This is a genomic window from Geodermatophilus sp. URMC 65 (assembly GCF_053502545.1).
Genome location: NZ_CP199954.1, coordinates 2,260,295 through 2,284,081, shown reverse-complemented (window position 1 = coordinate 2,284,081; position 23,787 = coordinate 2,260,295). Strand labels below are relative to the sequence as shown.

The following is a 23,787-nucleotide window of genomic DNA, read 5'->3' as shown; positions in this document are numbered from 1 at the left end:
GAGTTCACGTGGACGTCACCGCCTGTGCGGCGGCAGGTCACACCGGGACGTCGGAGGAGCGCCGTGCCGTTGCGCTGAGTGCACCGACGGCGGCGCCGTCCCCGGTCGGTTCGGGGTGGCCCAGATCGGTGAGCCAGCCGCGCAGGACCCGGTGCAGCGCCTCGGCGCCGACGACCTCGCCCGGCGTCCGGTACGAGCGGGGGTGCAGCAGGAAGGCGTGCTGCTGCGGGCCGCCGAGGCCGCCGTGCGAGCCGACGTGCGGCTCGAACGCCGAGGCCTCGTCGGTGGCCGGGTCGTAGCGGCTGTTGATGACGACGTCCGGGCAGTGCGGGAACGTCGAGCCGCGGGCCACCAGGCCGGCGGCGTGCGGGCCGTAGGGCAGCAGCGGGTCCTCGCCGACCACCTCGCGCGTCGCCAGGCGGTGCAGCCCGTCGCGGCCGAGCACCACCGGGCCGTGCTCCTCGGAGTGCACGAGCAGGAACCCGACGCCGTCGTGGTCGACCAGCCCGGGCAGCAGCGCCGGCCAGTGCCGCTCGATCTCCTCCAGCGACACCCGGCCGGGGATGTCGGCGAAGGACACCATCGCGGTGTGGCCGGAGACGGCGACGACCACCCCCGGGGCCACCCGCGGCACCCGGCCCTCGCGGTCGGCGGGCAGCTCGTGCGCGTGCGGCACGCCCTCGGCACGCTCCACCCGCTCGCGCAGCCGGCGGGCGATCGGCCCGCCCTCGGCCAGCGCCGCGCCGACCTGCCAGCTCTCGGTGAGCCGCCGGCTGTCCCGCGGGCCGGTGAGGTGGCCGGCCGGCAGCTCGCCGCGTCCGCCGCAGAGCCGGCCGACCAGCTGCTCGACGGTCTCCCCGAACCGGGTGGCGAAGGACTCGCCCTGCGTCTGGCCGTGGTCGGAGAGGCAGACCAGGTGGTACTCGCGCGGCGCGAGCTGGGCGGCGCGGTGCAGCCGGCCGATCTGCTGGTCGATGCTGCGCAGCACGGCCAGGCTGTCGGCCCGCTCGAGCCCGCCGTGGTGGGCGGCCTCGTCGTAGCCGAGGAAGTCCGCGTAGGCGACCGGCCGGCCGGCGAGCATGTCCTCCAGCAGCGCGAAGACCACGACGTCGCGGGAGATGACCGTCGTCCCCGGGCGGGCCAGCGGGTAGACGCCACCGCGCGGCACTCGCGGCCGGACGTCGTCCCGGCGCTCGCGGGCGGCGGCGAGGAGCTCGCGGTACACGTCGACGAGGGAGCCCGCGATGGTGCGCAGCGCGTTGCCCGGGTTGGCGAAGTAGGCGTAGTAGCCCGTGCCGGCGCGCTGCCGCCGTTGCCGCGCCCGCCGGCTGGCCGCGGGGACGACGTACGCCAGCGAGCTCATCGTGAGGCTGACGTGCTCGGCGTCCCCCGTGAACAGGTTGCCGTGGCTGGCCCCGCCGCCGGAGAGCAGCCCGCGGCCGTCGGAGTGCGCCCGCTCGATCTCGGCGGCGTCGGTCGGCGAGGAGACCCGGACGATGTGGTCGCGGTCCTTGTCGTACCAGCGGAAACCCGGGATGTCGGCGTTGGAGCCGTGCAGGATGCCGCAGACCGAGGCGCCGGTCTGCGAGCTCCAGTCGGTGTGCCAGGTGGTCAGCACGTGGCTGCCCGAGCGCAGCCAGGCGGCCAGGTTCGGCATCGAGCCGTCGCGGACGGCGCGGCGGGCGGTGTCGTAGGAGAGCGCGTCGATCTGCAGGAACAGCACGCCGGGCGGGCACGGCTCGCCCTCCGCCGTCCCCCGGGCCCGGCGGCGCGCGCGGCGGAAGAAGAGCTCGTCCTCGTTCAGCGCGAGCAGGCTGCTGACCAGCCCGGACACCCCGGCCATGGCGACGCCGACGACGACCGCGGTGCGCAGGTCGGCGATGACGACGCCGGGCACGAGGAAGGACAGGCCGAGCACCGCGGCCCCCAGCAGCAGGAAGCTGCCCAGGCCGAAGGTGAAGAAGGCCAGCGGCAGCGCGACCCGCATGACCAGCGGCCACACGACGCCGGTGAGCAGGCCGAGCAGCAGCGCGATCAGCGGCGGCTGCCACCACGACGGCATCGTGAACGCGCCGAGCCAGCGGTCGAGGACGGCGAGCGCGGCGGTGGTGGCCGCCCAGGTGAGGACGACGCGCGCCGGCGTGCGGCCCCGCTGGAGGACCCGCCCGGAGGGTGCGGTCATGCCGGGCCGCAGGTCGAGGGGTCCGGCTCGGGCTCCGGGTCGGGGGTGCGCCGGCGGCGCGCGCCGACCACGTTGAGCACCGCACCCACGAGGAGCACCAGCACGGTGGCCAGCAGGACGGCGATCAGCGGCGAGTCGAAGATGCCGCCGCTGACCACGCCGAGGGCGGCGTAGGCGACCGCCCAGAGGAACGCGGCGAGCAGCGACGCCGGCAGCAGCCGCCGCCACGGGTAGGCCAGCGCGCCGGCGGCCAGCAGCACCGGGATGCGGCCCGCGGGCAGCAGCCGGCCGACGACGACGATCTGCCAGCCGTGCCGGCGGAACTGTTCCCGGACCTCCTCGATGCGCTCGGCGTGCTGGCCGCGGGCGACCCAGCGGACCGCCGCGGGCCCGCCGAACCGGCAGACGGCGAAGGTGACCACGTCGCCGGCCCAGGCGCCGAGCGTGGCCACCACCACGACGAGCACGAGGTCGAGCTCGTGGGCGGTCACGGCGAAGGCCGCGCCCGCGCCGACCACCGCCCCGGTGGGGACGACGGGCACCACCGAGCCGAGCAGCACGCCGCCGAAGAGGACGGGGTAGCCGATCGAGCCGTCGGTCCAGCCGGCCGCGAGCGCGCTCACGACGTCGTCCCGACCGGGTCCGGCAGCGGCACCGCGCGGCCCGGCTCGACGACGACCACGGCGGTGTCCAGGCCGCGGGCGGCGACCGCGGCGGCGAAGTCGCGCGGCGGCTCGGTGAGCAGCCGGCGCATCCGCGGCAGGTGCGTGGCGCCGCGCAGCGCGAGGGTGCCCCAGTGCACGGGGACGGCGACCTGCGGCCGCAGCCGCGCCGCCGCCTCGGCCGCGCCCGTCGGGTCGAGGTGGCCGGGGCCGAGGGTGAGCCCCCACCCCCACACCGGCAGCAGGGCGACGTCGACGCCGCGCTCGCCGAGCAGCGACATCGCGTCGGTCAGGTCGGTGTCGCCGGCGGCGTACACGGTGCGTCCGCCGCCCTCGACCAGGTGGCCGACCGCGCCGGTGTCCGGGCCGTGGGTCAGCCGCGGGCCCCAGCGGTGCCCGGAGTGATCGGCGGGCACGGCGGTCACCCGCAGTGCGCCGTGGGGAATCGTCTCGCCTGGCAGCACCTCGACCACGTGCCGGAAGCCCCGCGCCCGCAGCCACGCTCCCGCACCCCGGGGGACGACGACCCGCACGTCCGGGCCGAGCAGCCGCAGCGAGGGCAGGTGCAGGTGGTCGCCGTGCAGGTGGCTGACGAGCACCAGGTCGACGCCGGCGTACGTCTCCGGCTCTGGGGCCGGCACCACGCGGCGCAGCGGCCCGACGCGCCCGGTGAGCAGGGGATCGGTCAGCACCGTGTGCCCGGCCGACTCGACGCGCACCGTCGAGTGGCCGAGGAAGTGCAGGTGCAGGCCGCCCACCGGTCCAGTATCGACCGCCCCTCCGACGGTCCGGCACCGCTTCGACCCATGGCAGTGCCCCGAGGGGTGGGTGCCTTCCTCCAGGCCCGCCTCCACTCCCTCGGCCGCCCCTCTCGATCAATCATGGGTTGTGGCAGGTGGACACGCGACGACACGCCGCCCGGACCCGCGACAACCCCATGATCACGGCCGGGTAGGGGTCGGCCGGAACAGGGCCGAGCGAGGACGGCGTCCACAGCCGGGGCCGGCGTCCACAGATGTCCGCTGCGGGAGCCACGCTCGCCACGAGGCCCCGACGGTCGCCGGCATGAGCGACATCGACCTCGGCATGGCCTACACCTGGGACGACGCCCGGTCCCGCGGCGCGACCCGCGGGCAGATCGCCCAGGACGGCGTCCGCATCGGCCGCGGCCTCTACCTCTCCTCCGCGGTCGAGCCGGACCTCGCCACCCGGTGTCGCGCCTGGCGGCTGGTGCTCCCGGGCGACGCCGCCTTCGGCCTGGGGACGGCGGCCCGGCTGCACGGGGCGCCGATCGCGGAGCCGCCCACGGTGCACGTCGTCGTCCCCTCGCGGCGGCAGCTGCCCAGGCGCGCGGGGCTGACCGTCCACGAACGGCTCCTCGCCGAGGAGGACGTCGTCGTGGTCGGCGGGCTGCCGCTGACGTCGGGCCCGCAGACGTTCCTCGACCTCGCCGCCCGGCTGCCCGCCGCGGAGCTGGTGGCGGTCGGTGACGCGCTCGTGCGCTCCGGGGAGATGGACGCCGCGTCGTTGGCCCGGCGCCTCGGGCGGGCCGACCGCGTGCGGGGCGTCGTCCGTGCCCGTGCGTACGCTCCGCGGCTCGACGGGCGGGCGGCGTCGCGGCCGGAGAGCCTCGTCCGCTACCGGCTGGCGACCAGCGACCTGCCCGATCCGCAGCTGCAGGTGCCGGTGCACGACCGGTGGGGCCGCGAGGTGACGCACGCCGACCTGGGCTACCCGGAGTGGGAGGTGGCGCTGGAGTACGAGGGGCGGCAGCACGCCGACCGCGACCAGTTCGGGCGGGACGTCGACCGCTACTCGCTGATGGCGGCCGACGGGTGGCTGGTCCTGCGCTTCGCCGGCCGGCACCTGGGCAGCCCGGTCGTCGTCGTGGACCGCACCCGGCGAGCCCTGCTCAGCCGCGGCTGGCGCCCGTGACACGCAGGCGTCAGCGGGTCGGTCGCTGCCACCAGCGACCCCTGCCTCGGAGTCGATCATGGGGTTGTTGCCGGGGACACGCGGCGGCGCACCGGTCGAGCGTGCAACGACCCCATGATCACCGCAGAGGGGGAGGCAGCGGAGGGGAGACCGCAGGGGGGAGACGGCGGGAGGGGCAGACGGCGGAGGCGTGAGGCAGGGGGACGAGCGGATCACCGCAGGCCGGACGGCGGAACCGCAACGGACGGTTGTCGTCGGCGACCGCAGGTCCCGGGGCGCCGAGTGGGCGCAGGAGTGGCAGAGTTGCGCACGTGAAGACCTGGCTCGATGCGTGGCCGGTGTTCCGGCAGCTGACCGGGCCGGACCCCCTCGGACGCGGGGCGGCCGCACGCAGCAAGGCGACGGAGAACGTGGTGAGCCGCACGGCCACCGCCGACCGCGTCGTGCAGAGCGTGTGCCCGTACTGCGCGGTGGGGTGCGGCCAGCGGATCTACGTCAAGGACGAGCAGATCGTCCAGATCGAGGGCGACCCGGACTCGCCGATCAGCCGCGGCCGGCTGTGCCCCAAGGGCAGCGCCAGCAAGCAGCTGGTCACCAGCCCGACCCGCGTGACGACGGTGAAGTACCGCCGTCCGTTCGGGACGGAGTGGGAGGACCTCGACCTCGACACGGCGATGCACATGATCGCCGACCGTGTCCTCGAGGCCCGCCGCAAGGGCTGGCAGGACGAGAACGACGGCAAGCGCGTCAACCGCACCATGGGGATAGCGAGCCTCGGAGGGGCGACCCTCGACAACGAGGAGAACTACCTCATGAAGAAGCTCTACAGCGCCATGGGTGCGATCCAGATCGAGAACCAGGCGCGCATATAGCACTCCGCCACGGTGCCCGGTCTGGGTGCCTCGTTCGGCCGTGGCGGTGCCACGAACTTCCAGGAAGACCTCGCGAACTCCGACTGCATCGTCATCGAGGGTTCCAACATGGCCGAGTGCCACCCGGTGGGTTTCCAGTGGGTGAGCGAGGCCAAGGCGCGCGGCGCGAAGGTCGTGCACATCGACCCGCGGTTCACGCGCACCAGCGCGATCGCCGACCTGCACGTGCCGCTGCGGGTCGGCACGGACATCGCGTTCCTCGGCGGCCTGATCAAGTACGTGCTCGACAACGAGCGGTACTTCAGGGAGTACGTCGTCGCCTACACCAACGCCTCGGCGCTGGTGAGCGAGGACTTCGTCGACTCCGAGGACCTCGACGGGCTGTTCTCCGGCTTCGACCCGCAGCGCAGCCAGTACGACGAGGCCAGCTGGCAGTACGAGCCGGAGGAGCCGCCGCACTCGGGCTCGCCGGACGCCGGCGAGACCGCGGAGCAGAAGGCGATCGAGCAGCACCCGGACGTCAAGAAGTCCGACCGCGCCCAGTCCGCCGGCAGCGGCGGGCCGCCCATCGCGGCCAAGCCGAAGCGCGACGAGACGCTGCAGCACCCGCGCTCGGTGTTCCAGGTCCTCAAGCGGCACTTCGCGCGCTACACCCCGGAGATGGTGGCCGAGGTCTGCGGCATCGAGCCGGAGGTCTTCCTCCAGGTCGCCCGGTGGGTGACCGAGAACAGCGGCCGCGACCGGACGACGGCGTGGGTGTACTCGGTGGGCTGGACGCAGCACAGCGTCGGCGCGCAGTACATCCGCACCTGCTCGATCCTGCAGACGCTGCTGGGCAACATCGGCCGTCCCGGTGGCGGCATCCTGGCGCTGCGCGGGCACGCCAGCATCCAGGGCTCGACCGACGTCCCGACGCTGTTCAACCTGCTGCCGGGCTACCTGCCCATGCCGCACGCGCTGCAGCACGGCGACCTCGACGAGTACTGTGCCGACGCCGAGGGCAAGGGCGGCTTCTGGGGCAACAAGCGCGCCTACATGGTCAGCCTCCTCAAGGCCTGGTGGGGGGACGCCGCGACGTCGGAGAACGACTTCGCGTTCGACCACCTCCCGAAGATCGACGGCGACCACAGCTCCTACCGCACGATCGCCGACATGATCAAGGGCAAGGTCTCCGGCTACTTCCTGGTCGGTGAGAACCCGACGGTCGGGCACCCCAACGGGCGCATGAACCGCTTCGGGCTGGCCAACCTCGACTGGCTCGTCGTCCGCGACCTGCAGATGATCGAGTCGGCGACGTTCTGGAAGGAGTCCCCCGAGATCGAGACGGGGGAGCTGGCCCCGGACACGATCGGCACCGAGGTCTTCTTCATGCCCGCGGCGACGCACGCGGAGAAGGAGGGCACGTTCACCCAGACGCAGCGGCTGCTGCAGTGGCGGCACAAGGCGGTCGAGCCGCCGAACGACGCCCGCAGCGACCTGTGGTTCTACTTCCACCTCGGTCGCATCCTGCGTGAGCGGCTGGCCGACTCCACCGACCCGCGGGACCGCCCGCTGCTGGACCTCACCTGGGACTACCCGACTCACGGGCCCGAGGTGGAGCCGAGCGCCGAGGCCGTCCTGCGGGAGATCAACGGCACCGGCCCGGACGGGCGTGCGGTGTCGGGCTACCTGGAGCTGGCGGACGACGGCTCGACGACGTGCGGCTGCTGGATCTACTCCGGCGTCTACGCCGACGAGGTCAACCAGTCCGCCCGCCGCCGGCCCGGCCGCGAACAGGGGTCTGTGGCGTCCGAGTGGGGCTGGGCCTGGCCGTACAACCGGCGGATCCTCTACAACCGCGCCTCGGCCGACCCGGACGGCAAGCCGTGGAGCGAGCGCAAGGCCTACGTCTGGTGGGACGAGGAGGCCGGTCGCTGGACGGGTGTCGACAACCCGGACTTCGAGGCGACCAAGCGGCCGGACTACGTGCCACCGGAGGGGGCCAGGGCGCAGGACGCGATCGCCGGGACCGACCCGTTCGTCATGCAGGGCGACGGCAAGGCGTGGTTGTTCGCGCCCGCGGGGCTGGTCGACGGCCCGCTGCCGACGCACTACGAGCCGGCCGAGTCCGTCGTCGAGAACGCCCTGTACAAGCAGCAGGCGAACCCGACGCTGGAGCACATCGAGGGGCCGTGGAACCGGGAGAACCCGCCGCGCAGCGAGGTCTTCCCGTTCCAGGTGACCACCTACCGGCTGACCGAGCACCACACCGCCGGCGGGATGAGCCGGTTCCTGCCCTACCTGTCCGAGCTGCAGCCGGAGTTCTTCGTCGAGGTCAGCCCGGAGCTCGCCGAGCTGCGCGGCCTGACCAACGGCGAGTACGCCACGCTGGTCAGCTCTCGGACGGCGATCGAGGCGAAGGTTCTGGTCACCGAGCGGATCCGGCCGATCCGGCTGCGGGACGGCCAGGTCGTGCACCAGATCGGGATGCCCTACCACTGGTCCTACAGCGGCATCTCGACCGGCGACGGGGCCAACGACCTGCTCGGGATCGTGCTCGACCCGAACACGCACATCCAGGAGGACAAGGTCAGCACCGCCGACATCCGGCCGGGACGGCGCCCGCGCGGCCCAGAGCTCATCGAGTTCGTGGAGGGCTACCGGCGGCGTGCCGGGGTCGCGTCCGGGCGGGTCGGGGTCAACGGCCGCGATCCGGTCGCGGCGGAGGCCGGCGAGGGATCGACGCTGTGACCGGAACGGACGAGAGGAGGCCGGCGTGACCTCGATCAGTTCGGCGAGCCCGGCCTTCACCGGGCGTGACCCCGACAACCGGCTGTTCGGGCCGCTGCCCGACGTGCAGGCCGAGGCGGGTTACGACGGCGACCACCCGGCGCGGGTGGGCTTCTTCACCGACACCTCGGTGTGCATCGGCTGCAAGGCCTGCGAGGTGGCGTGCAAGGAGTGGAACACCCTGCCGATGGACGACGCGCACGGCGTGCGTGACGTCATCGGGCTGTCCGGGATGTCCTACGACAACACCGGGCAGCTGGGCGCCAACTCCTGGCGGCACGTGGCGTTCGTCGAGCAGACCCGCACCGTGGACCTGCCGATGCCGACGTTCGGCCGGCCCGGGGACGACCGCGAGGACAGCGGCCGCTCGGTCACCGAGGGCCCGAACGACGAGAGCCTGGCGACGGCGCAGCAGTCCAGCGTGCTCAACGCCGAGGCCCTGTCGGAGTTCGACCCGCAGACCGGGCAGTCGGGCACGGACAAGCAGATCCGCTGGCTGATGAGCTCGGACGTGTGCAAGCACTGCACGCACGCCGGGTGCCTGGACGTCTGCCCAACGGGCGCGCTGTTCCGCACCGAGTTCGGCACCGTCGTCGTCCAGGGCGACATCTGCAACGGCTGCGGCTACTGCGTGCCGTCCTGCCCGTACGGCGTCATCGAGCAGCGCAAGGGCGACGGCCGGGTCTTCAAGTGCACGATGTGCTACGACCGGCTGACCGACGGCCTGCAGCCGGCGTGCGCGACGGCGTGCCCGACGCAGTCCATCCAGTTCGGCAACCTCGACGAGCTGCAGGCCCGCGCCGACGCGCGGCTGGCCACGCTGAAGTCGCAGGGCGTCGAGACGGCCCGGCTGTACGGGCGGGACGAGCACGACGGCGTCGGCGGCGCGGGCGCGTTCTTCCTGCTGCTCGACGAGCCGGAGGTCTACGGCCTGCCGCCGGACCCGGTGGTGACCACGCGCGACCTGCCCGCGATGTGGAAGTCCGCCGGAGCGGCGGCCGTGATGATCCTCGGGGTGGCGCTGTCCGCCGTCCTCGGGTCGAGGAGGCCCGGGTGACCGAGCTCGCGAGGTCACCCATGAGCAGAGCACGGTCCGGCACAGCTGCGACGAGCGCCGGCGAGGAGGAGCTGTGACCGAGGGCATCACCACGCCCGGCGCCGGCTGGCGCCGCGCGGACGGTCCGCCAGCGCAGAAGCGGCAGAAGCGGCGCCGCCGCGGCGGGGGCCGCCCCGGCGGCGAGGTGGCGATGGTCGAGGAGGCCGAGTTCACCTCGTACTACGGCCGGCCGATCATCAAGCCGCCGGTGTGGAAGACGCCGGACGTGCCGCTGTACCTCTTCCTCGGTGGTGCGGCCGGCTCGTCGTCGATCATGGCGGCGATGGCCGACCTCACCGACCGGCCGGCGCTCACCCGCAACGCCCGGTACGTCTCCGGGGGCGCGGCGATCGCCTCGGTCGTGTTCCTCATCCACGACCTGGGCCGGCCCGAGCGGTTCCTGCACATGCTGCGGGTGGTCAAGCCGACGTCCCCGCTGTCGATCGGCTCCTACATCCTGGCGCCGTTCAGCGCGGCGGCCGGGGCGACGGCGGCGGTGGAGCTGCTGGGCTGGTTCCCGCGGCTCAAGCGCTTCGGCGGGGTGGTCGCGGCGCTGTTCGGCGGCCCGCTGGCGACCTACACCGGGGTGCTGTTCGCCAACACCGCCGTCCCCTCGTGGCACGCCGCGCACAAGGAGCTGCCGTTCGTCTTCGGCGCCTCCGGCATGGCTGCCGGCGGGGGCCTGACGATGGCGATCAGCCCGATCGAGGAGGCCGGGCCGTCGCGCAAGATGGCGGTGGCCGGTGCGGTGGTCGAGCTGGCCGCGATGCACCGGGTCGAGACCGAGTTCGGCATCGTGAGCGAGCCGTACCACGAGGGCAAGGCGGGCAAGCTGCTGCGGGCGGCCAAGTCCTGCACCGCGGCCGGTGCGGCGCTCACCGTGGTCGCCGGACGGCGGCGCGCGGGTGCGGTCGCCGCGGGTGCGCTGCTCGCGGCCGGGTCGCTGCTCACCCGCTTCGGCGTCTTCGAGGCCGGCATGGCCAGCGCCAAGGACCCGAAGTACACCGTCGTCCCGCAGCGCGAGCGGCTCGCCGCCCGCGAAGCCGGTCAGCAGGTCGCCTCGAACGGGCACGCCCCGACGATCACCCGCTGACGCGCCGACCCGGACGCCCTCCCGCTGCGGGCAGCGGGCAAGGCGTCGGATGTGCGCCGGAGCCGGTCAGTGGCAGGACGACGGCGGGGGCAGCAGGCCGTCCTCGATCGCGCGCACGTACAGGTCGCGGCGGGTCGGGGCCGGCCGGCCGGCGTCGGCGTACTTGGCGCGGATCCGCCGCAGGTGCGTCTTCAGCGTCTCGGTGTCCATGCCGAGCGAGCGGGCGACCGCCGACTGCACGTCGTTGGTCGACACGTAGGCCAGCAGCACCTCGCGCTGCCGGGGCGCCAGGTGCGGCCGGACCGGCGTCGGCCCTGGCCGGTGGCCGGCGCGCGCCCGCCGCAGCGTGTCGACGGGGTCGGCGCCGGGCTCCAGGACGACGACCTGGCAGCCGCGGCCGGCGAGCAGTGCGGACTGCCCGGCGGCCGGGGGGCGGTCGCAGAGGCAGACGTCGGCGCGGGTCCCGAGGACGACCAGCGCCCCGGCGGAGTCGGCCCACGCCACCACCTCGAGGCCGGGTGCGCCCTCGAGCGCGGCGGTCAGCGTGGCGCGGTCCGGCGGGGCGGCGGCGACGACGGCAACGCGGAGCGTGGTCTCGTCGTCCCCCTCTGGCACCGGGCACCCCCTCCCACCTGCGGGTACGTTCCCATCGACAGCGGGGCGCCGCAGGTCGGTCCCGCCCGGCCCGACGGAGGCGACGCGCGTGAGCCAGGAAGGACCGCCGCACCGCACGGTGTCGATGCACGAGTTGCACGTCGTCGGCCCGCACGGCCTGCCGGTCCGGCACCGCACGGTGCAGGTGGTCCGCGCCCTGCAGCCCGGGCTGGCCTCGTACACCTTTCGCGTCGACCGGCGCGATGCGTCGGTGCGGGTGCTGCGCGGCGCGACGGCGAGCGAGCCGCGGCTCGACGTGGAGGGGTTCACGGCGGTGGAGCTGTGCTTCCCGCGGCCGCTGGGCCTGGGGGAGACCGCGTCGCTGGAGTACGAGACGGTCTTCGACTGGCAGTCGGTGCCGCCGCCGCAGCTGCGCCGGGCGGCGCGGCAGCCCGTGGAGCGGCTGGAGATGCGGGTGGCGTTCACGCCCGGGCGGCTGCCGGCCGAGCTGCACTGGGCCCTGTGGGACGGCTACGGCCCCGACGCCGGGCTGCGGGCGGCCGAGCGGGTGTCGTTGGACGACGAGTGCTCGGCGCACCGGTTCATGGACGAGATCGAGGGCGTCACGGTGGGCTTCACGTGGACGTGGCCACCCGGCGAGGAGCCGCGGCTCGGCGGAGGCTGAGCGGGTGCGTCCGGCGCGGACGGCGACGGTGAAGGAGGGGGCGTGGGGGTCTTCGTCTTCGCGGTGCCGGTGCTGCTGGTCGTCGTCCTCGGCTACGTGGTCGGGTACACCGTGTGGGAGGCGGCCGGGTTCGGCGGCAACCCGGAGCCGGCCGGCTGGCTGACCGGGCTGGCGCTGCTGGCGGCGGTGTCGTGGCTGCTGCTGTCGCGGCGGGCGCGGTCGTGGCGGGCGCGACGGCGGGCGCGGGCGCGGGGGGACGACGCGGAGTCCGCCCGGCTGGCGGGGGAGTTGGCCCGGCGGCGCCGGGGGAGGGGCTGAGACGGGCGTCCGCGTCGTCGGGGACGCCCGTCGGCTCAGCGGGTGCCGCGGTAGCGGACGACGGAGCCGGCGCCCTGTGAGCGGGCGGTGTGCAGGGACAGGGTGGCGCGGCGCAGCGTCTCGGCGGCGGTGGCGCCCTCCTCGAGCGCGACGACGCCGGCGCAGGCGCTCAGGCCGGGGATGCCCAGCTCGGTGATGGTGGCGGCCAGGCGGGTGGCGGCGACCTCGGCGTCCTGGGCGGTGCCGCTGACCAGGACGGCGAACTCGTGGGGACCCGAGCGGCCGAGCCAGTCGTCCCCGCGCAGCGAGCGCGCCACGACCGAGGTGGCAGCGGCGAGGCTGCTGACGGGGGTCGGCCACGTGTCGTCGCGCTGGAGCAGGCCCAGGACGATCAGCGCACCGGGGACGGCGGGCACGGCGGACAGGCGCTCGGCGGTGTGGGCCGAGACCGAGTTGGGGCCGGGCAGCAGGCTGGTGACGTCGTCCTCCGGCGGGAGGAGCGAGGAGGTCGGCAGCGAGATCGAGAACGGGTTGTGCATGATGGACATGAGCCTCTGATCGGTGCCGCCCCCGTTCCGCTGGAGAGGGGCCCACCCGGACGGGTGGTACGGCGTCCGGGCCGTGACGGCCGGTGGTGGGGCCGGCGCCGGGCCGGGACCTCCGTCCCGGGTGGACGCCACGGCCGGGTCCCGGGACGACACACCGGGTCAGCACACGCTGGAGCGACTCCACCACTCGCAGACCGGACCGGTCCTTGGCACCGCCGGCGCCCCTAGCCTCCGTCGACCGACGGGCGCGGACGGCCGATCCGAGGAGGTGGCAGCGTGCGGGCAACCGACCCGGACGGTGTGGACGACGGTCGGCTGCACGACATGCCGGTGCTGGTCACCGGTGGCACGGGCTTCCTCGGGGCGGCGCTGGTGCCGCGGCTCCTGCGCGCGGGGTGCCGCGTCGCCGTCGTCGGGCCCGACCCGGGGTGGCGGGAGCCGGTGCGGCGGGCGATCCGCGAGGGCGTCGTCGAGCTGGTCCAGGAACCGGAGTGGTGGCGGCCCGAGGCGGCCCGGCGGATCGCGCGCCGGATGGCGGGGACCGAGCAGCTGGTGCACCTGGACGCGGTGCCCGTGCCGCCGGGGGAGCGGACGGCGACCGGCACCGCGCGGCACCACGTGGCGGTGGGCGTGGCGGGCACCCTCGAGCTGCTGGCCGCGCTCGGGGACGGCCTGGGCCACGTCGTCCTGGGCAGCTCGGTGGAGGTCTACGGGCGGGCGCCGGCGACCCCGGTGGACGAGTCGATGCGGCCGACGCCGGAGGACTCCGCGGCGGCGGCGCGGCTGGCGCTGGAGGACCAGCTGCGGGTGGTCGCCGCGGCGGGTGGTCCGGAGGCCACGGTGCTGCGCTTCACGACGCTCTACGGGCCCGGGGAGACCATGCCGTGGGCGGTGCCGACGTTCATCCAGGCCGGGCTGGCCGGGCACCCGGCGACGATCACCGGCGACGGGCAGGAGCTGCGCGACTACCTGTACGTGGAGGATGCCGCGGAACTGGTGCTGCGCGCGGTGGCGCGGCCGCCCGCGCTGTCGCCTGCCGGTGAGCGGTTCCGGCTGGTGAACGCCGGCAGCGGGACGGCGGAGCGCACGGTGGCGCTGGCGCAGCGGGTGCGGCGGGCCGTGGCCGAGCAGCGTGGCGAGTTGCCCCCGCCGCCGCGGCACGTGGGCGCGCGCCGGGCCGGTGACGTGGTGTGCCGCACCGAGCGGGCGCGCGAGCTGCTGGGGTTCCGGGCGAGGGTCGACCTGGACCGGGGGCTGGCCGAGGAGGTCGCCTGGTTCGCCCGGCTGGCGGAGTCCTGGCCCGACCTGGACGCCGCCGGGTGACTCAGCCGTCCCGGCGACCGCTGGCCCGCAGCAGGCCTCCCACGGCGAGGAGGGCGACCGCCCAGCCGAGGACGACCAGGAGGTCACCGGCGTGGATCCCGTGGTCTTCACCGAGACGCAGGAGGACGGGCCCGTCGGCGAGGTAGTGCCCGGTCAACAGCAGGACGGCGAACACCGACAGGATCGCTGCGACGACGAGGGCGGACAGCCAGCGGAGCACCGTTCGACGGTAGCCGCACGGGGGCCGATGACCGCCCCGTGACGGTGGATGGCGACCGGTGGACTCCTCCGATCGGGTGCCCGGGACGACGCGCCCGTGTGACGAACCGGTCGTACCCCATGACGCTCGGTGATGAGACACTGACCGTGTGAGAGAGCGGCGGGCGATCGGGCACACCAACACCTCCTGCGGCCTCTGCGGACACCAGGGGCTGGTCCTCACCGAGTCGCAGCTGGTGCGACGCGGCCTGGCCCGCCTGCGCCCGGGCTTCGACGCCGACCGGCGCGTGTACGAGCTGTGCGAGGACTGCGGCGCCAAGCACGCCGTCGAGCTGGTCGCCTGACCGGCCCGATGACCGGGGAGCCGGACGGGAGGGACGACGGCGCGCCGGCCACCCCGCGAGCGGGAGGCGGCCGCCACCGCGCGCAGCGGTCGCGCACGCGCACGGTCCTGCTGGCCCTGCTCGCCGTGCTGGTCGTCGTCGCCGGTCTGGCCGTCGGGCTGGGCACCCTGCAGGTCGACACCGTCGCCGAGGACGTCGACCGGGTCGGGGACCCGTTCCCCGACGAGCAGGACCGGCCGGAGGTCGCCGAGGCGGCGCAGGAGGCCCTCACGTTCCTCGTGGTGGGCGTCGACCCCGCGGACGTCGCCACGGGGGGCACCCGGGCCGAGGCGGCCCTGCTGGTGCGGCTGACCGGCGACCGCCGGCACGTCCAGGTGGTCACCTTCCCGCTGGACACCTGGGTCGCCGAGCGGAGCACCACGCTCGAGGGCGCCTTCGGGACCGGCGGCCCGCAGGGCGTGGTGGGCGCGGTGGAGACGCTGACCGACGTCCGCGTCGACCACTACGCCGAGCTGGACTACGCGGGCTTCGCGGCCGTCACCGACGCGCTGGGCGGCATCACCGTCGACGTCCCCGAGGAGTACGGCAACCGGGGGCGGAGCTTCGCGCCCGGGCCGCAGCGGATGGACGGCGCCGCGGTGGTGGCGTACGTGCGGGACGCGAGCGAGGCGACGCGTCCTGGGGCACCCGAGCGGCAGCAGCGCGTGGTGCAGGCGCTGTTCGGCCGCATCGGCGAGCTGGGGGCCTTCTCCGACCTGGGCCGGCTCACCGGGTTGCTCGACTCGGTGACGGGTGCCCTGCGGGTCGACGACTCCCTGGCCGACGAGGACCTCGTGGCGACCGCGTGGGAGTTCCGCGGCGTGGGGGAGCCGGAGTTCGTCCCCGCCCCGGTCGGTTCGGCGGGGGAGGAACAGGGCGAGCCGGTGACCCGACTCGACGAGCAACGCGCGGCCGCGCTGTGGGGTCACCTGCAGGCGGACGACCTCGCCGCCCACCTGGGCGAGTTCGGCTGACCGCCGTGGCCCGCGTTCCCGGCCGCCGGCCGCTGTGGCTCACGGTGCCGCTGTACGCCGTCCTGCTGGGAGTCGTCGTGCTGGACGTGCGGGCGGCGGTGTTCTGGGGGCGGGTCGGCGGCTCACTGGGGACGCCGGTGGCCCTCGCCGCGGGTGGCATCGCGCTGCTGGCCGTGCTGCTGCTCGTGGTCGATGCGCGCCGGCAGGTGCTGCTCGGTGCCGATCCCGGGGACGACGACCGGGCCGGCTGAGCGACGACCGGGCGGTGAGTCCCCTCACGGTCGGCCTGATTCCCCGTCGCGGCGGAGAACGGCTGGGTACCTTGAGTGAGAAGTCGATTCCGCACTGTCGCGGTGTGTGATCCCGCTGTGGCCGGCTGGAGGCTCCCGTCGGCCACGACCAGTGCATCGGCGCATCCCCGGCCTCAGTCGCCCGCGCGGCAGGGCCTGCGCTTCTGTCCTTCGACCCTCCGGAAGGAACTCCTCCGTGCTGTACCTCGTCCTCACGCTGGGGATCGGCCTCGGCCTGGTCTTCGTGGCGGTCTTCACCGCGATCGCTGCCGTGTACCTCCCGGACCCGCGTGCCGGGGTGGCGGCCGCCCGAGCGCACGCCGCCCGCCGCCACGTGTGGGTCGATCCGAACGAGGCCGCGCGGGCCGTCGGCAGCTGGGGCTGAGGACCCTCCGCCCCAGAGGCGTTCGCTCAGGACTCTGGCAGCAGCCCGGCGTCGGCCTTGGCGGTGAGCGCGGTCCGGACGGCGGTGTCGACCGTGGCGGAGAGCGCGAGCGCGGGTCGGCGCTCAGGATCAGCACACCTCGGACACCAGCGCCGCTCGCCCAGCTGAAGACCTGAGGCGTCGTCGCGGTGGATTCCGTGGTCCTCGCCCAGCCGGAGGACCGCCGGGCCGCAGAGAAGGGCGACCGCCGACAGCATCAGTGCCACCACAACGGTGAAGAGTCAGCGGAGCATGGGGGCTTGGTCAGCCGGGTGTGCGGCCGCGGGCGGTATCCCGGTTCTCGTGTCCCTGTCTGGGTCACCCGGTCCTGGTGGACGTTCGATCCGGCCGCGCGTGGGATACCGCAGGTGGTGTAGTCGCCGCTGCGTCATGGATGGCCTGGCGACAGATGCCGAGCGTCCGGCTGTAGGCCAGGTTGGCCAGCGGCCGGGAGCTGCTGCTCAGCCACACGTCTTCCAGCACGTTGAGAGCCACGTGCTGGGCCGCTCGTCGTTCGCCCGCTGCGTGCCGGGCCACGGCGTCCTGGACGACAGCAGACAGGTAGCCCGATCGTTCGATCTCTGCCCAGCGCTGCAGCGCATCGAGCCTGGCCCGCTTCCACCTCGTCATGCCGTGAGGGTGAACCGGCTCACACCGTGTAATCGCTCGACCCAGCATCGGCTCACGCGAAGGTGTGGCTGATTCAGCCGCTCGGTGCATGACAGGGCTGCGCAGGGCCACTGCTGGGACCGCACTACGCGGGCGGAAGCAGTCCCGTGCGGGCCTTCGCGGTGAGCGCGGTCCGGACGGCGGCGTCGACCGTGGCGGAGAACTCGGGGTCGCTCTCGGCGCGGGCCACGATGGCGTCGATCATCTCCGTCACCAGGTCGGCGTCCATGGTGAGCATGAGGGTGCCGCCGGCCTCGAGGTAGCGGACCGCCCGCTCCTCGACCGGGACGTCCTGGACGGCCTGGGCGGCGCCGATGTCGTCGGAGATGACCACCCCGTCGAAGCCGAGCTGCTCGCGGAGCAGGTCGGTGACGACGACGGGGGAGAAGACGGCCGGGGTGCTCGGGTCGATCTGCGTGTAGGTGGCCGACGACATCATCACGAAGGGTTCGGCGTCCGAGGTCGCGAGCGTGCTGAAGGCGGTGACCTGCTCATCGTCGCGGGTGATGACGTCGTCGGTCGCGTCCCGGCTCTTGTCGGGGTTCTCCTGCACCCGGCCGAGACCGGGGAAGTGCTTGAGCGTGGGGGTGACCCCGTGCGCGGCCAGGCCGTCGGCGACGGTTCCGGCGGCGGCGGTCACGGCCTCCGCGGTGCTGCCGTACGGCGGTCGTAGGCGCCGATGGGCGCGTTGGCGTCCTCGGTGCCCTCGGGGACGACGTCGACGACCGGCGCGAGGTTGAGGTTGATGCCGGCGCTGCTCAGCGACGCGCCCATGTCGTCGGCGAGGGCGGCCAGCGACTCGGCCGGCATGCGGCCCTGGCGGGCGGCCGACGGGAGGTCGGCGAAGCCCGGGCCGGAGAGCGTCTGCACGGCGCCGCCCTCCTGGTCGACGCCGATCCACGGGCGCGGCCCCGGGGCCGCCTCCGCCCACCGCGCGGTCTCCGTGGCCAGCTCGTCGGCGGGGATGGTGCTGCGGCCCTGGAGAAAGACGCCGCCCATGCCCTCTGCGACGAACTCGTCAGCGGGGGAGAGGTCGGTGAGCGCGACCCCGACGACGACCAGCTGGGCGACCTGCTCACGGCGGTCCAGATCGGCGAGGGCGGCCTCGACCGGGTCCCGCTGCGGGGTCGGCGTGGACGAGGGCGCGGAGCTGGACGTGCGGGGCGCCGTCCCGGTGTCGGCGGTCGGCTCCGAGCAGGCAGCGGGCAGTAGACACAGCAGGGAGCCGACGACGGCCCCGAGGCGGGAAGAACACATCGCGACCCATTCTCCGTCGGGTGCGGTCGACGGCGGGTAGAGGGACGTGCGACCTGCCGGTGTGTCGCCGACCTTCTACGCTCAGCCCACCTCGTCTTCCCCACGGGGCGTCCTGTCGTCGATACGTGTTGTGGAGCGTGGATGCCGCCGGTCGAGCTGACGTGGGGAGCGGCGACCGCCGTGGGCCAGCGGGACGACAACCAGGACAGGTACCTGGCCGCTCCGCCGGTGTTCGCGGTCGCCGACGGCATGGGAGGTCACGTCGGCGGTGCCGCCGCCGCGGAGGCGGTGGTCGAGGCGCTGCGCTCGCTGACGGGGTCCGAGACGACGACCGTGGAGGCGATCCGGCTGGCGCTGCAGCGGGCGGACGGCGAGATCCGCGCGTTCCAGGGGCCGGACAAGGCCGGCGCCGGGACGACGGTCGCCGGTGTCGCGCTGGTCGACGAGGGCGACGGGCCGCAGTGGGCGGTGTTCCACGTCGGCGACTCGCGGGTGTACCGCTGGTACGAGGGCCAACTCGAGCAGCTGACCACCGACCACTCGGTCGTGCAGGAGCTCATCGACGCCGGATACATCTCTGACGAAAGCGCTGCCACGCACCCACAACGGCACATCATCACCCGTGCCCTCGGTGTCGGGCCGCGCCCCGATGCCGACGTTGTCGTGCTGCCCGTCGTGTCCAGCGAGCGCTTCCTAGCCTGCTCGGACGGGTTCACCGGCGAGTTGAGCGATGATCGCATCACCGAGTTGCTGACAGCTGCAGACGATCCTCAGCAAGCCGCCGATACCCTGACGGCCGCAGCCGATGCGCACGGTGCCCGGGACAACGCAACGGTCACAGTGGTCGGCGTGTCCGTCACGAACTGATCGAGTAAACGCGCGCTGTCCGGACTGGCCCGCCACCATGTTCAATGGCATGGCTCGCGAAGAGAACCTATGACCAGAGCCAACTACCCTATGAGTATGGAATACAATGGCCACCGGCCAATCCGATCATTGTGCTACTGCCAATCGGGCCAGACCGCGCGGCCACGCACACCCGAGGACAACGGCACGCGCCACCCAGACTGATCGGTCGTTGTAACAGAACTCATCCTGCTGACACAGCTTAACGCCACACCGTAACAAACTTTGAAGCGAACCGTGCCATAGGGCCGGAGCGGCCGACAGCTTACATACATATCGCTATGCCTACCAGTGTGCACCCCTTGGCCTTCCTTCATGAGAAAGCGATAGAGGCGCCGGTATGGCATCCCGCCCTTCGCTTATGCCCGAACCCGAGTTGTCGATCATCGACCCGACGCGGGTGCGCCCGAGACCTCCGATGACTCCGACTCCTGGCACTTCGATCCAACTCGCCGCAGCTCCAACGGACATAATCACCTGCCGACCTGCCACGACGACTACAGGAGCTGCGCAGTCCCGGCTACGCAATCGCGGGCGTGCATGCATGGCCATGTGATGACCTCCATTCTGCGATATGACCGCGCACTGGCGACTGAGCAAGCGTTAGGACGCCGCTACGCTGCCCAGCCGCTGCATAAGCCAAAGTTGACAAAGAGGCAGGATCAGAACCTGGGCACGGCGTCGTGCATCACCTGAGACCGCGCACACTACTTGGCATGTCGAGTGACCGCACCTTATAGTTGCGTCTGCAGTGAGTCCGCCCATCCCCTGCGGCGCGGGATGCACGGTCACCACGGTCCTCCCATGAAGAGCCCGACCCGCAGCCCAAGGACGCCCAAGCGGTCGGCATTGAGGGGCGTCCTGACTGGGAAGCTGCGGCCGATACGATGACGCGCATGCGCCCCGGAGTCTCCGAGAAGCCAATCAAGCTGTCAGTCATCATATGCACGCGAAACCGCGCTGACGCTCTAGAACGGTGCCTTGCTCACTGCGCGCGGTCGGACCTGATTGCCTCGGACGTCGAGCTCGTCATTGTTGACAACGGCTCGCAGGACCGGACCCCCGACGTAATAGCCAAGTCTCTTGACGCCTTGTCGGGTACCAACGTGGTGACCCTCATTGAATCCCGTCCAGGCCTAAGTTTTGCCCGCAACACCGGCTTGGCGGCAGCCTCTGGAGAAGTTGTCTTCTTCACAGACGACGACTGCCTCGTGCCCCTGAACTTGAGATCCCTCCTCCTTGATTTCTTCAGGGGGACTATCGACATATTAGCGGGTGATATGGTAGATCCCGAGCGCCGTGAGATTGTTCCCCGACGGCGAGCTAGACGGGTCCTCGGACCCAAATCAATCGTCCTGGCCGGGGACATCGTTGGCGCTTGCATGGCCTTCCGCATTGCAGTCCTACGCCGGGTCGGTCTATTCGACACCGACTTTGGCGCTGGTAGCAGATGGCGATGCGAGGACGTCGACTATATGCAGCGGGCGCTCGACCTCGGTTACTCAATCAACGTTGAGCCATCATTAGAGGTCGCTCACCTGCACGATCGACAGGACGCCACGTCGGTCCGTCGGGCTATCTTGGCGAACGATTATGCGCGGGGCGGCTTCCATGCGAAGCACTCTTTGACGGACAGGCGCCATATCAAGTGGCTCATACTTACATCTGCCCAAGTTGCGAGACGAAGCCCCCTCCGAGCCTTCGCGGAGATTCGGGGAGCCGTCGCATACTATCGTCTTAGCCTACGCCCATGGACAGTTGGCCTGCGGCGCGACAATAACCATGGCGCAGACGGCACCGTGGACCGGGCGTCCATCCGAACCCCGAGCTGCGTCGCTGTGGAGGAGAATAAGGAATGCCTCTAAGTATTGCCTATCTGAGCGGAGCCCTGCGGGTCTCTACCACGGCGGGGTCCGCTACCCTAGGACCGCGGAGTCACATATTAGGATGGATTAGCGGAGCTCGAGGCCTGGGCCACTCGGTTACCCCCCTGATCGCTGGAGACTTAGTGCAGCGAGGTGCGGCCAGTGCCCCGGACTCGTTGGTTCGCGGATCGCTCCCGAAGCGACTGATTGCCGACGGTACCCGCGTCCTCGGAAACAGGGCCATGCAGGCGTTGGCGCTTGCCCGGATGCGCGCGTGCGAACTTGATCTCGTATACGAACGGCACGGCGCTTTCCAGGCTGTCGGACGCCCCTTGGCATCGCGGCGACGGATTCCCTGGGTTCTCGAAAGCAACGGAATCTTCTACCGCGAGGCCGCACTTGACCGACAGTCGCTCGCGTTGCAGCGGCTCGCACGACACTCGGAGCTGTCCGCCTACACTTCTGCTGACCTCGTAGTTTGTGTCTCGGATCGCCTTGCCGAGGAGATCGATCGGCTCACGGTTGGCGCCGCCAAGACGCTGGTGCTGCCAAATGGTGTAGACACCGAACTCTTCGCGCCAGCGGATTGCCTGCGAGTTCAGACACCAAAGGACGACCGACTGCGGATTGGATTCGTTGGAAGTGTGGTGGAGTGGCAAAACCTCCCCCGATTGCTTCGCGTAATCGGGGCGACAAGCCATCTACGCGATCGTTTCCATGTGACAATTGTTGGAGACGGACCAGGTCGAAATGCCGTTGAGGCGACCGCGCGTCAATACCGGCTCGGAAGCGCATCCGTCAGCGTCACGGGACGACTACCCCTTGAGCAGGTGCCGCGCATCATCGAATCCTTCGATGTTTGCTATTCAGGTCACCTGCCCACCCGGGCCGGAGGCATGTATCACTCGCCATTGAAGACGTATGAGTACTTGGCAATGGGCAAACCCGTCCTCGCGAGCGATCACCCCGAGGCGAGGTCAATGGCGGCGCGGGTCCCCGGCATTCACCTGTTCAGTTCCACGTCCGACGAGGGCCTGGCGCAGCTCCTGACTGAACTTAAGGATAGGACTACGCTCACCAGTGGCTCGTCCGAACGCCGAGATTGGGTTGTCTCCGAGCACAGTTGGCGCCGACGTGTCGAGGATTTACTGGCGGCGATTCCGTGACGGACTCTAGGCGACCGCCGGCCGCAGGCCTGCGTGCCACGGTCCGACGAGGAGCCGTCTACTACAGCGGCCGCATGATCGCTAATCTCGCTATCACCGCGGTCGGGATTGTTGTGCTGACTCGTATCGTCGGCCCTGCAAACTATGGCGTGTACGCGGGTCTCCTGGGGCTCGCCGTCTTTCTTCAAGTCTTAACGCGCTTCGGCGTCGACGCCTACTTAATCCGTCGGGCACCCGAGGAGATATCGCTCGTCCATGAGCGAGTTGCGCTCGGATTCCTCCTTATTAGCGGTTTGTCGGGCTGGGCGCTAGGGTCCATGTTCTCCTGGCTAGTTCTGCCGACCGGGTATGCCAGATTCCAGTGGGCCGTCGTCCTCATGCTCTTCGGGGCTATGGCTAACGTTGTCGCGACCTGCCCCCTGGCTCGTCTCGAGCGATCACTGCGCTTCAAACGGGTTGCATGGATCGAGCTCAGTGGGCAAGTGGTTCTGTACGCTTGCGCGCTGGCGCTAGCACTGGCGGGTTTCGGCTTTCCCGCTCTTGCGCTCGGGTTTTTCGCACAGCAGACCTTTCTCGCCACGGCGACGTTCGTCGCAGCTGGCTGGCGGGCTCTCCCAAGCATGTCCTTCAAGGAGCTCAAGAGGCTCCTAGCCTATGGGGCGCCATATTCGTTGGGCGTGTGGATATGGCAGGCGCGCCAGCTCGCTCTCGTGACGGTCGTAACCCCCATAGCCGGGCCGGCCATTGCTGGACAATTGGCTCTGGCTATTCGACTTGTAGAAGTCGCGAACGTGCTGAGATCGGCCGTTTGGCGCTTGGCTATGCCAGCGCTCGCTCGTGTACGGCACTCATCATCCCGCCTTTCAGCTGCGGTCGACGGGGGAACCTTCCTGTCCCTCATTGCGGTCGGCCTTCCATGTGCAGGTCTATCCGCCTTAGCGACTCCGGTCGTCCGCATAGCGTTTGGAGAGGAGTGGGGGGCAGCAGCGTCTGTAATCCCGCTGCTTGCCGTTGGCAGCATCGCCAATATCTTGAACTACCTGACGACCTCGGCGCTTCATACTCTCGAACGAAACTGGCCTATGGTCCTCATGAACGCTATTGTCATCAGCATACTACTGGGTGTCACGGCCGTCCTGCTTCCTTTCGCTGGACCCATCGCATACGGATTAGCAGAGGTGGTTTCTATAGTGGGCTACCTTGTCCTGATCCCGGTCCGCAGGCGGGCGCACCTGAGCCCCTTGCACTGGGGTACCGTCGCATTGGCGGGCGGATTAGCGGCCTCGTGTACCCTGACTCTTCTATCTCCTGCAGCCGGTTTGGCGTGCCTGGCGCTTGTCCTCGCCAATCCACTTGTGTTCCGGAGGGTCAGGTCGCTCCTTAGTGACGGAAGGTCCTCTGTGAAAGTAGAAGGGCAGTTGACGCAATGAGCCGAGACCGACTCGGGATGTTTCTGCTCACGACGTGCAGCGCGGACACAGTTCACAGCGCACAGCAATTGTTCGGCAGCGCGAAGTCTGTTCCTGGCATACAAATTGTTTGTGTCTTTCAGGGCGT

24 protein-coding genes and 1 pseudogene are annotated in these 23,787 nt (G+C 71.7%); 15 read left to right on the top strand and 10 right to left on the bottom strand.

Annotated features, from left to right (window positions below; genetic code table 11):
* Positions 1-37: 37 nt before the first annotated feature.
* From ACWIX7_RS11120 to ACWIX7_RS11110, 3 genes are read right to left on the bottom strand one after another with little or no spacing between them, the layout of a single operon-like run.
* Positions 38-2,182 carry a phage holin family protein gene (locus ACWIX7_RS11120; protein WP_448621596.1) on the bottom strand — a complete coding sequence of 715 codons (2,145 nt, stop codon included), beginning with the start codon at positions 2,180-2,182 and terminating at the stop codon, positions 38-40.
* Positions 2,179-2,805: a DedA family protein gene (locus tag ACWIX7_RS11115; RefSeq protein ID WP_448621595.1), complete on the bottom strand. Its 627-nt coding sequence runs from the start codon at positions 2,803-2,805 to the stop codon at positions 2,179-2,181. The genes ACWIX7_RS11120 and ACWIX7_RS11115 overlap by 4 nt, the downstream gene beginning before the upstream one ends.
* The gene (locus tag ACWIX7_RS11110) at positions 2,802-3,602 is read right to left on the bottom strand and encodes an MBL fold metallo-hydrolase (protein ID WP_448621594.1); all 801 of its coding nucleotides are present in this window, start codon (positions 3,600-3,602) and stop codon (positions 2,802-2,804) included. Before ACWIX7_RS11110 ends, ACWIX7_RS11115 begins: the two co-directional genes overlap by 4 nt.
* Positions 3,603-3,909: 307 nt before the next feature.
* Here ACWIX7_RS11110 and ACWIX7_RS11105 point away from each other — a divergent pair, with 307 nt between their 5' ends.
* From ACWIX7_RS11105 to nrfD, 4 genes and pseudogenes are all read left to right on the top strand, one after another.
* Positions 3,910-4,779 (top strand): type IV toxin-antitoxin system AbiEi family antitoxin, encoded by an 870-nt coding sequence (locus ACWIX7_RS11105; RefSeq protein ID WP_448621593.1) that lies wholly within the window; start codon positions 3,910-3,912, stop codon positions 4,777-4,779.
* Positions 4,780-5,090: 311 nt separating this feature from the next.
* Positions 5,091-8,381 (top strand): annotated as a pseudogene (gene fdh / locus ACWIX7_RS11100) (formate dehydrogenase).
* A gap of 25 nt (positions 8,382-8,406) precedes the next feature.
* Positions 8,407-9,477: a 4Fe-4S dicluster domain-containing protein gene (locus ACWIX7_RS11095; RefSeq protein ID WP_448621592.1), complete on the top strand. Its 1,071-nt coding sequence runs from the start codon at positions 8,407-8,409 to the stop codon at positions 9,475-9,477.
* A gap of 73 nt (positions 9,478-9,550) precedes the next feature.
* Positions 9,551-10,609, top strand: coding sequence for an NrfD/PsrC family molybdoenzyme membrane anchor subunit (gene nrfD, locus ACWIX7_RS11090; RefSeq protein ID WP_448621591.1), 1,059 nt, complete (start codon positions 9,551-9,553; stop codon positions 10,607-10,609).
* A gap of 66 nt (positions 10,610-10,675) precedes the next feature.
* On the opposite strand, the gene ACWIX7_RS11085 is transcribed toward nrfD, so the two are convergent.
* Positions 10,676-11,224 (bottom strand): response regulator transcription factor, encoded by a 549-nt coding sequence (locus tag ACWIX7_RS11085; RefSeq protein ID WP_448621590.1) that lies wholly within the window; start codon positions 11,222-11,224, stop codon positions 10,676-10,678.
* Positions 11,225-11,312: 88 nt separating this feature from the next.
* Between ACWIX7_RS11085 and ACWIX7_RS11080 the strand changes: the two genes are divergently transcribed.
* The gene (locus tag ACWIX7_RS11080) at positions 11,313-11,888 is read left to right on the top strand and encodes a hypothetical protein (RefSeq protein WP_448621589.1); all 576 of its coding nucleotides are present in this window, start codon (positions 11,313-11,315) and stop codon (positions 11,886-11,888) included.
* A 42-nt stretch (positions 11,889-11,930) separates the two neighbouring features.
* A complete protein-coding gene (locus tag ACWIX7_RS11075) occupies positions 11,931-12,206 on the top strand; it encodes a hypothetical protein (protein WP_448621588.1) in 276 nt (91 codons plus the stop codon).
* 35 nt (positions 12,207-12,241) lie between these two features.
* Here ACWIX7_RS11075 and ACWIX7_RS11070 read toward each other — a convergent pair whose 3' ends face one another.
* Positions 12,242-12,754: a hypothetical protein gene (locus tag ACWIX7_RS11070; protein WP_448621587.1), complete on the bottom strand. Its 513-nt coding sequence runs from the start codon at positions 12,752-12,754 to the stop codon at positions 12,242-12,244.
* 276 nt (positions 12,755-13,030) lie between these two features.
* On the opposite strand from ACWIX7_RS11070, the gene ACWIX7_RS11065 reads away from it, so the two are divergent.
* A complete protein-coding gene (locus ACWIX7_RS11065; RefSeq protein ID WP_448621586.1) occupies positions 13,031-14,077 on the top strand; it encodes an NAD-dependent epimerase/dehydratase family protein in 1,047 nt (348 codons plus the stop codon).
* A 1-nt stretch (position 14,078) separates the two neighbouring features.
* Here the strand turns inward: ACWIX7_RS11065 and ACWIX7_RS11060 are convergent, their stop codons facing one another.
* Positions 14,079-14,297, bottom strand: coding sequence for a hypothetical protein (locus ACWIX7_RS11060; protein WP_448621585.1), 219 nt, complete (start codon positions 14,295-14,297; stop codon positions 14,079-14,081).
* A gap of 148 nt (positions 14,298-14,445) precedes the next feature.
* Here ACWIX7_RS11060 and ACWIX7_RS11055 point away from each other — a divergent pair, with 148 nt between their 5' ends.
* The 4 genes from ACWIX7_RS11055 (at position 14,446) to ACWIX7_RS11040 (ending at position 16,328) form a co-directional block, all read left to right on the top strand.
* Complete coding sequence (locus ACWIX7_RS11055; RefSeq protein ID WP_446769769.1) at positions 14,446-14,640, top strand: hypothetical protein; 195 nt, start codon at positions 14,446-14,448, stop codon at positions 14,638-14,640.
* A gap of 8 nt (positions 14,641-14,648) precedes the next feature.
* Complete coding sequence (locus ACWIX7_RS11050) at positions 14,649-15,653, top strand: LCP family protein (protein WP_448621584.1); 1,005 nt, start codon at positions 14,649-14,651, stop codon at positions 15,651-15,653.
* 5 nt (positions 15,654-15,658) lie between these two features.
* On the top strand, positions 15,659-15,904 hold the full coding sequence (locus ACWIX7_RS11045) for a hypothetical protein (RefSeq protein WP_448621583.1): 246 nt from the start codon (positions 15,659-15,661) through the stop codon (positions 15,902-15,904).
* A 235-nt stretch (positions 15,905-16,139) separates the two neighbouring features.
* Positions 16,140-16,328, top strand: coding sequence for a hypothetical protein (locus ACWIX7_RS11040; RefSeq protein ID WP_448621582.1), 189 nt, complete (start codon positions 16,140-16,142; stop codon positions 16,326-16,328).
* Between the two features lie 26 nt (positions 16,329-16,354).
* Here the strand turns inward: ACWIX7_RS11040 and ACWIX7_RS11035 are convergent, their stop codons facing one another.
* The 4 genes from ACWIX7_RS11035 to ACWIX7_RS11020 all read right to left on the bottom strand — a co-directional run bounded on the left by ACWIX7_RS11035 (position 16,355) and on the right by ACWIX7_RS11020 (position 18,293).
* On the bottom strand, positions 16,355-16,594 hold the full coding sequence (locus tag ACWIX7_RS11035; protein ID WP_448621581.1) for a hypothetical protein: 240 nt from the start codon (positions 16,592-16,594) through the stop codon (positions 16,355-16,357).
* A 91-nt stretch (positions 16,595-16,685) separates the two neighbouring features.
* On the bottom strand, positions 16,686-16,997 hold the full coding sequence (locus ACWIX7_RS11030; RefSeq protein ID WP_448621580.1) for a hypothetical protein: 312 nt from the start codon (positions 16,995-16,997) through the stop codon (positions 16,686-16,688).
* A 124-nt stretch (positions 16,998-17,121) separates the two neighbouring features.
* Entirely contained in the window at positions 17,122-17,676 is a 555-nt protein-coding gene (locus ACWIX7_RS11025) for a glycoside hydrolase family 3 N-terminal domain-containing protein (RefSeq protein ID WP_448621579.1), read from the bottom strand.
* Entirely contained in the window at positions 17,673-18,293 is a 621-nt protein-coding gene (locus ACWIX7_RS11020; protein ID WP_448621578.1) for a glycoside hydrolase family 3 N-terminal domain-containing protein, read from the bottom strand. Before ACWIX7_RS11020 ends, ACWIX7_RS11025 begins: the two co-directional genes overlap by 4 nt.
* A gap of 141 nt (positions 18,294-18,434) precedes the next feature.
* Between ACWIX7_RS11020 and ACWIX7_RS11015 the strand changes: the two genes are divergently transcribed.
* The 4 genes from ACWIX7_RS11015 to ACWIX7_RS11000 all read left to right on the top strand — a co-directional run bounded on the left by ACWIX7_RS11015 (position 18,435) and on the right by ACWIX7_RS11000 (position 23,660).
* Positions 18,435-19,160, top strand: a complete 726-nt coding sequence (locus tag ACWIX7_RS11015; RefSeq protein WP_448621577.1) for a PP2C family protein-serine/threonine phosphatase — start codon at positions 18,435-18,437, stop codon at positions 19,158-19,160.
* A 926-nt stretch (positions 19,161-20,086) separates the two neighbouring features.
* Entirely contained in the window at positions 20,087-21,064 is a 978-nt protein-coding gene (locus ACWIX7_RS11010) for a glycosyltransferase family 2 protein (RefSeq protein WP_448621576.1), read from the top strand.
* Entirely contained in the window at positions 21,055-22,230 is a 1,176-nt protein-coding gene (locus tag ACWIX7_RS11005; protein ID WP_448621575.1) for a glycosyltransferase, read from the top strand. The genes ACWIX7_RS11010 and ACWIX7_RS11005 overlap by 10 nt, the downstream gene beginning before the upstream one ends.
* Positions 22,227-23,660 carry an oligosaccharide flippase family protein gene (locus tag ACWIX7_RS11000; RefSeq protein ID WP_448621574.1) on the top strand — a complete coding sequence of 478 codons (1,434 nt, stop codon included), beginning with the start codon at positions 22,227-22,229 and terminating at the stop codon, positions 23,658-23,660. Before ACWIX7_RS11005 ends, ACWIX7_RS11000 begins: the two co-directional genes overlap by 4 nt.
* The last annotated feature ends 127 nt before the right edge of the window (positions 23,661-23,787 follow it).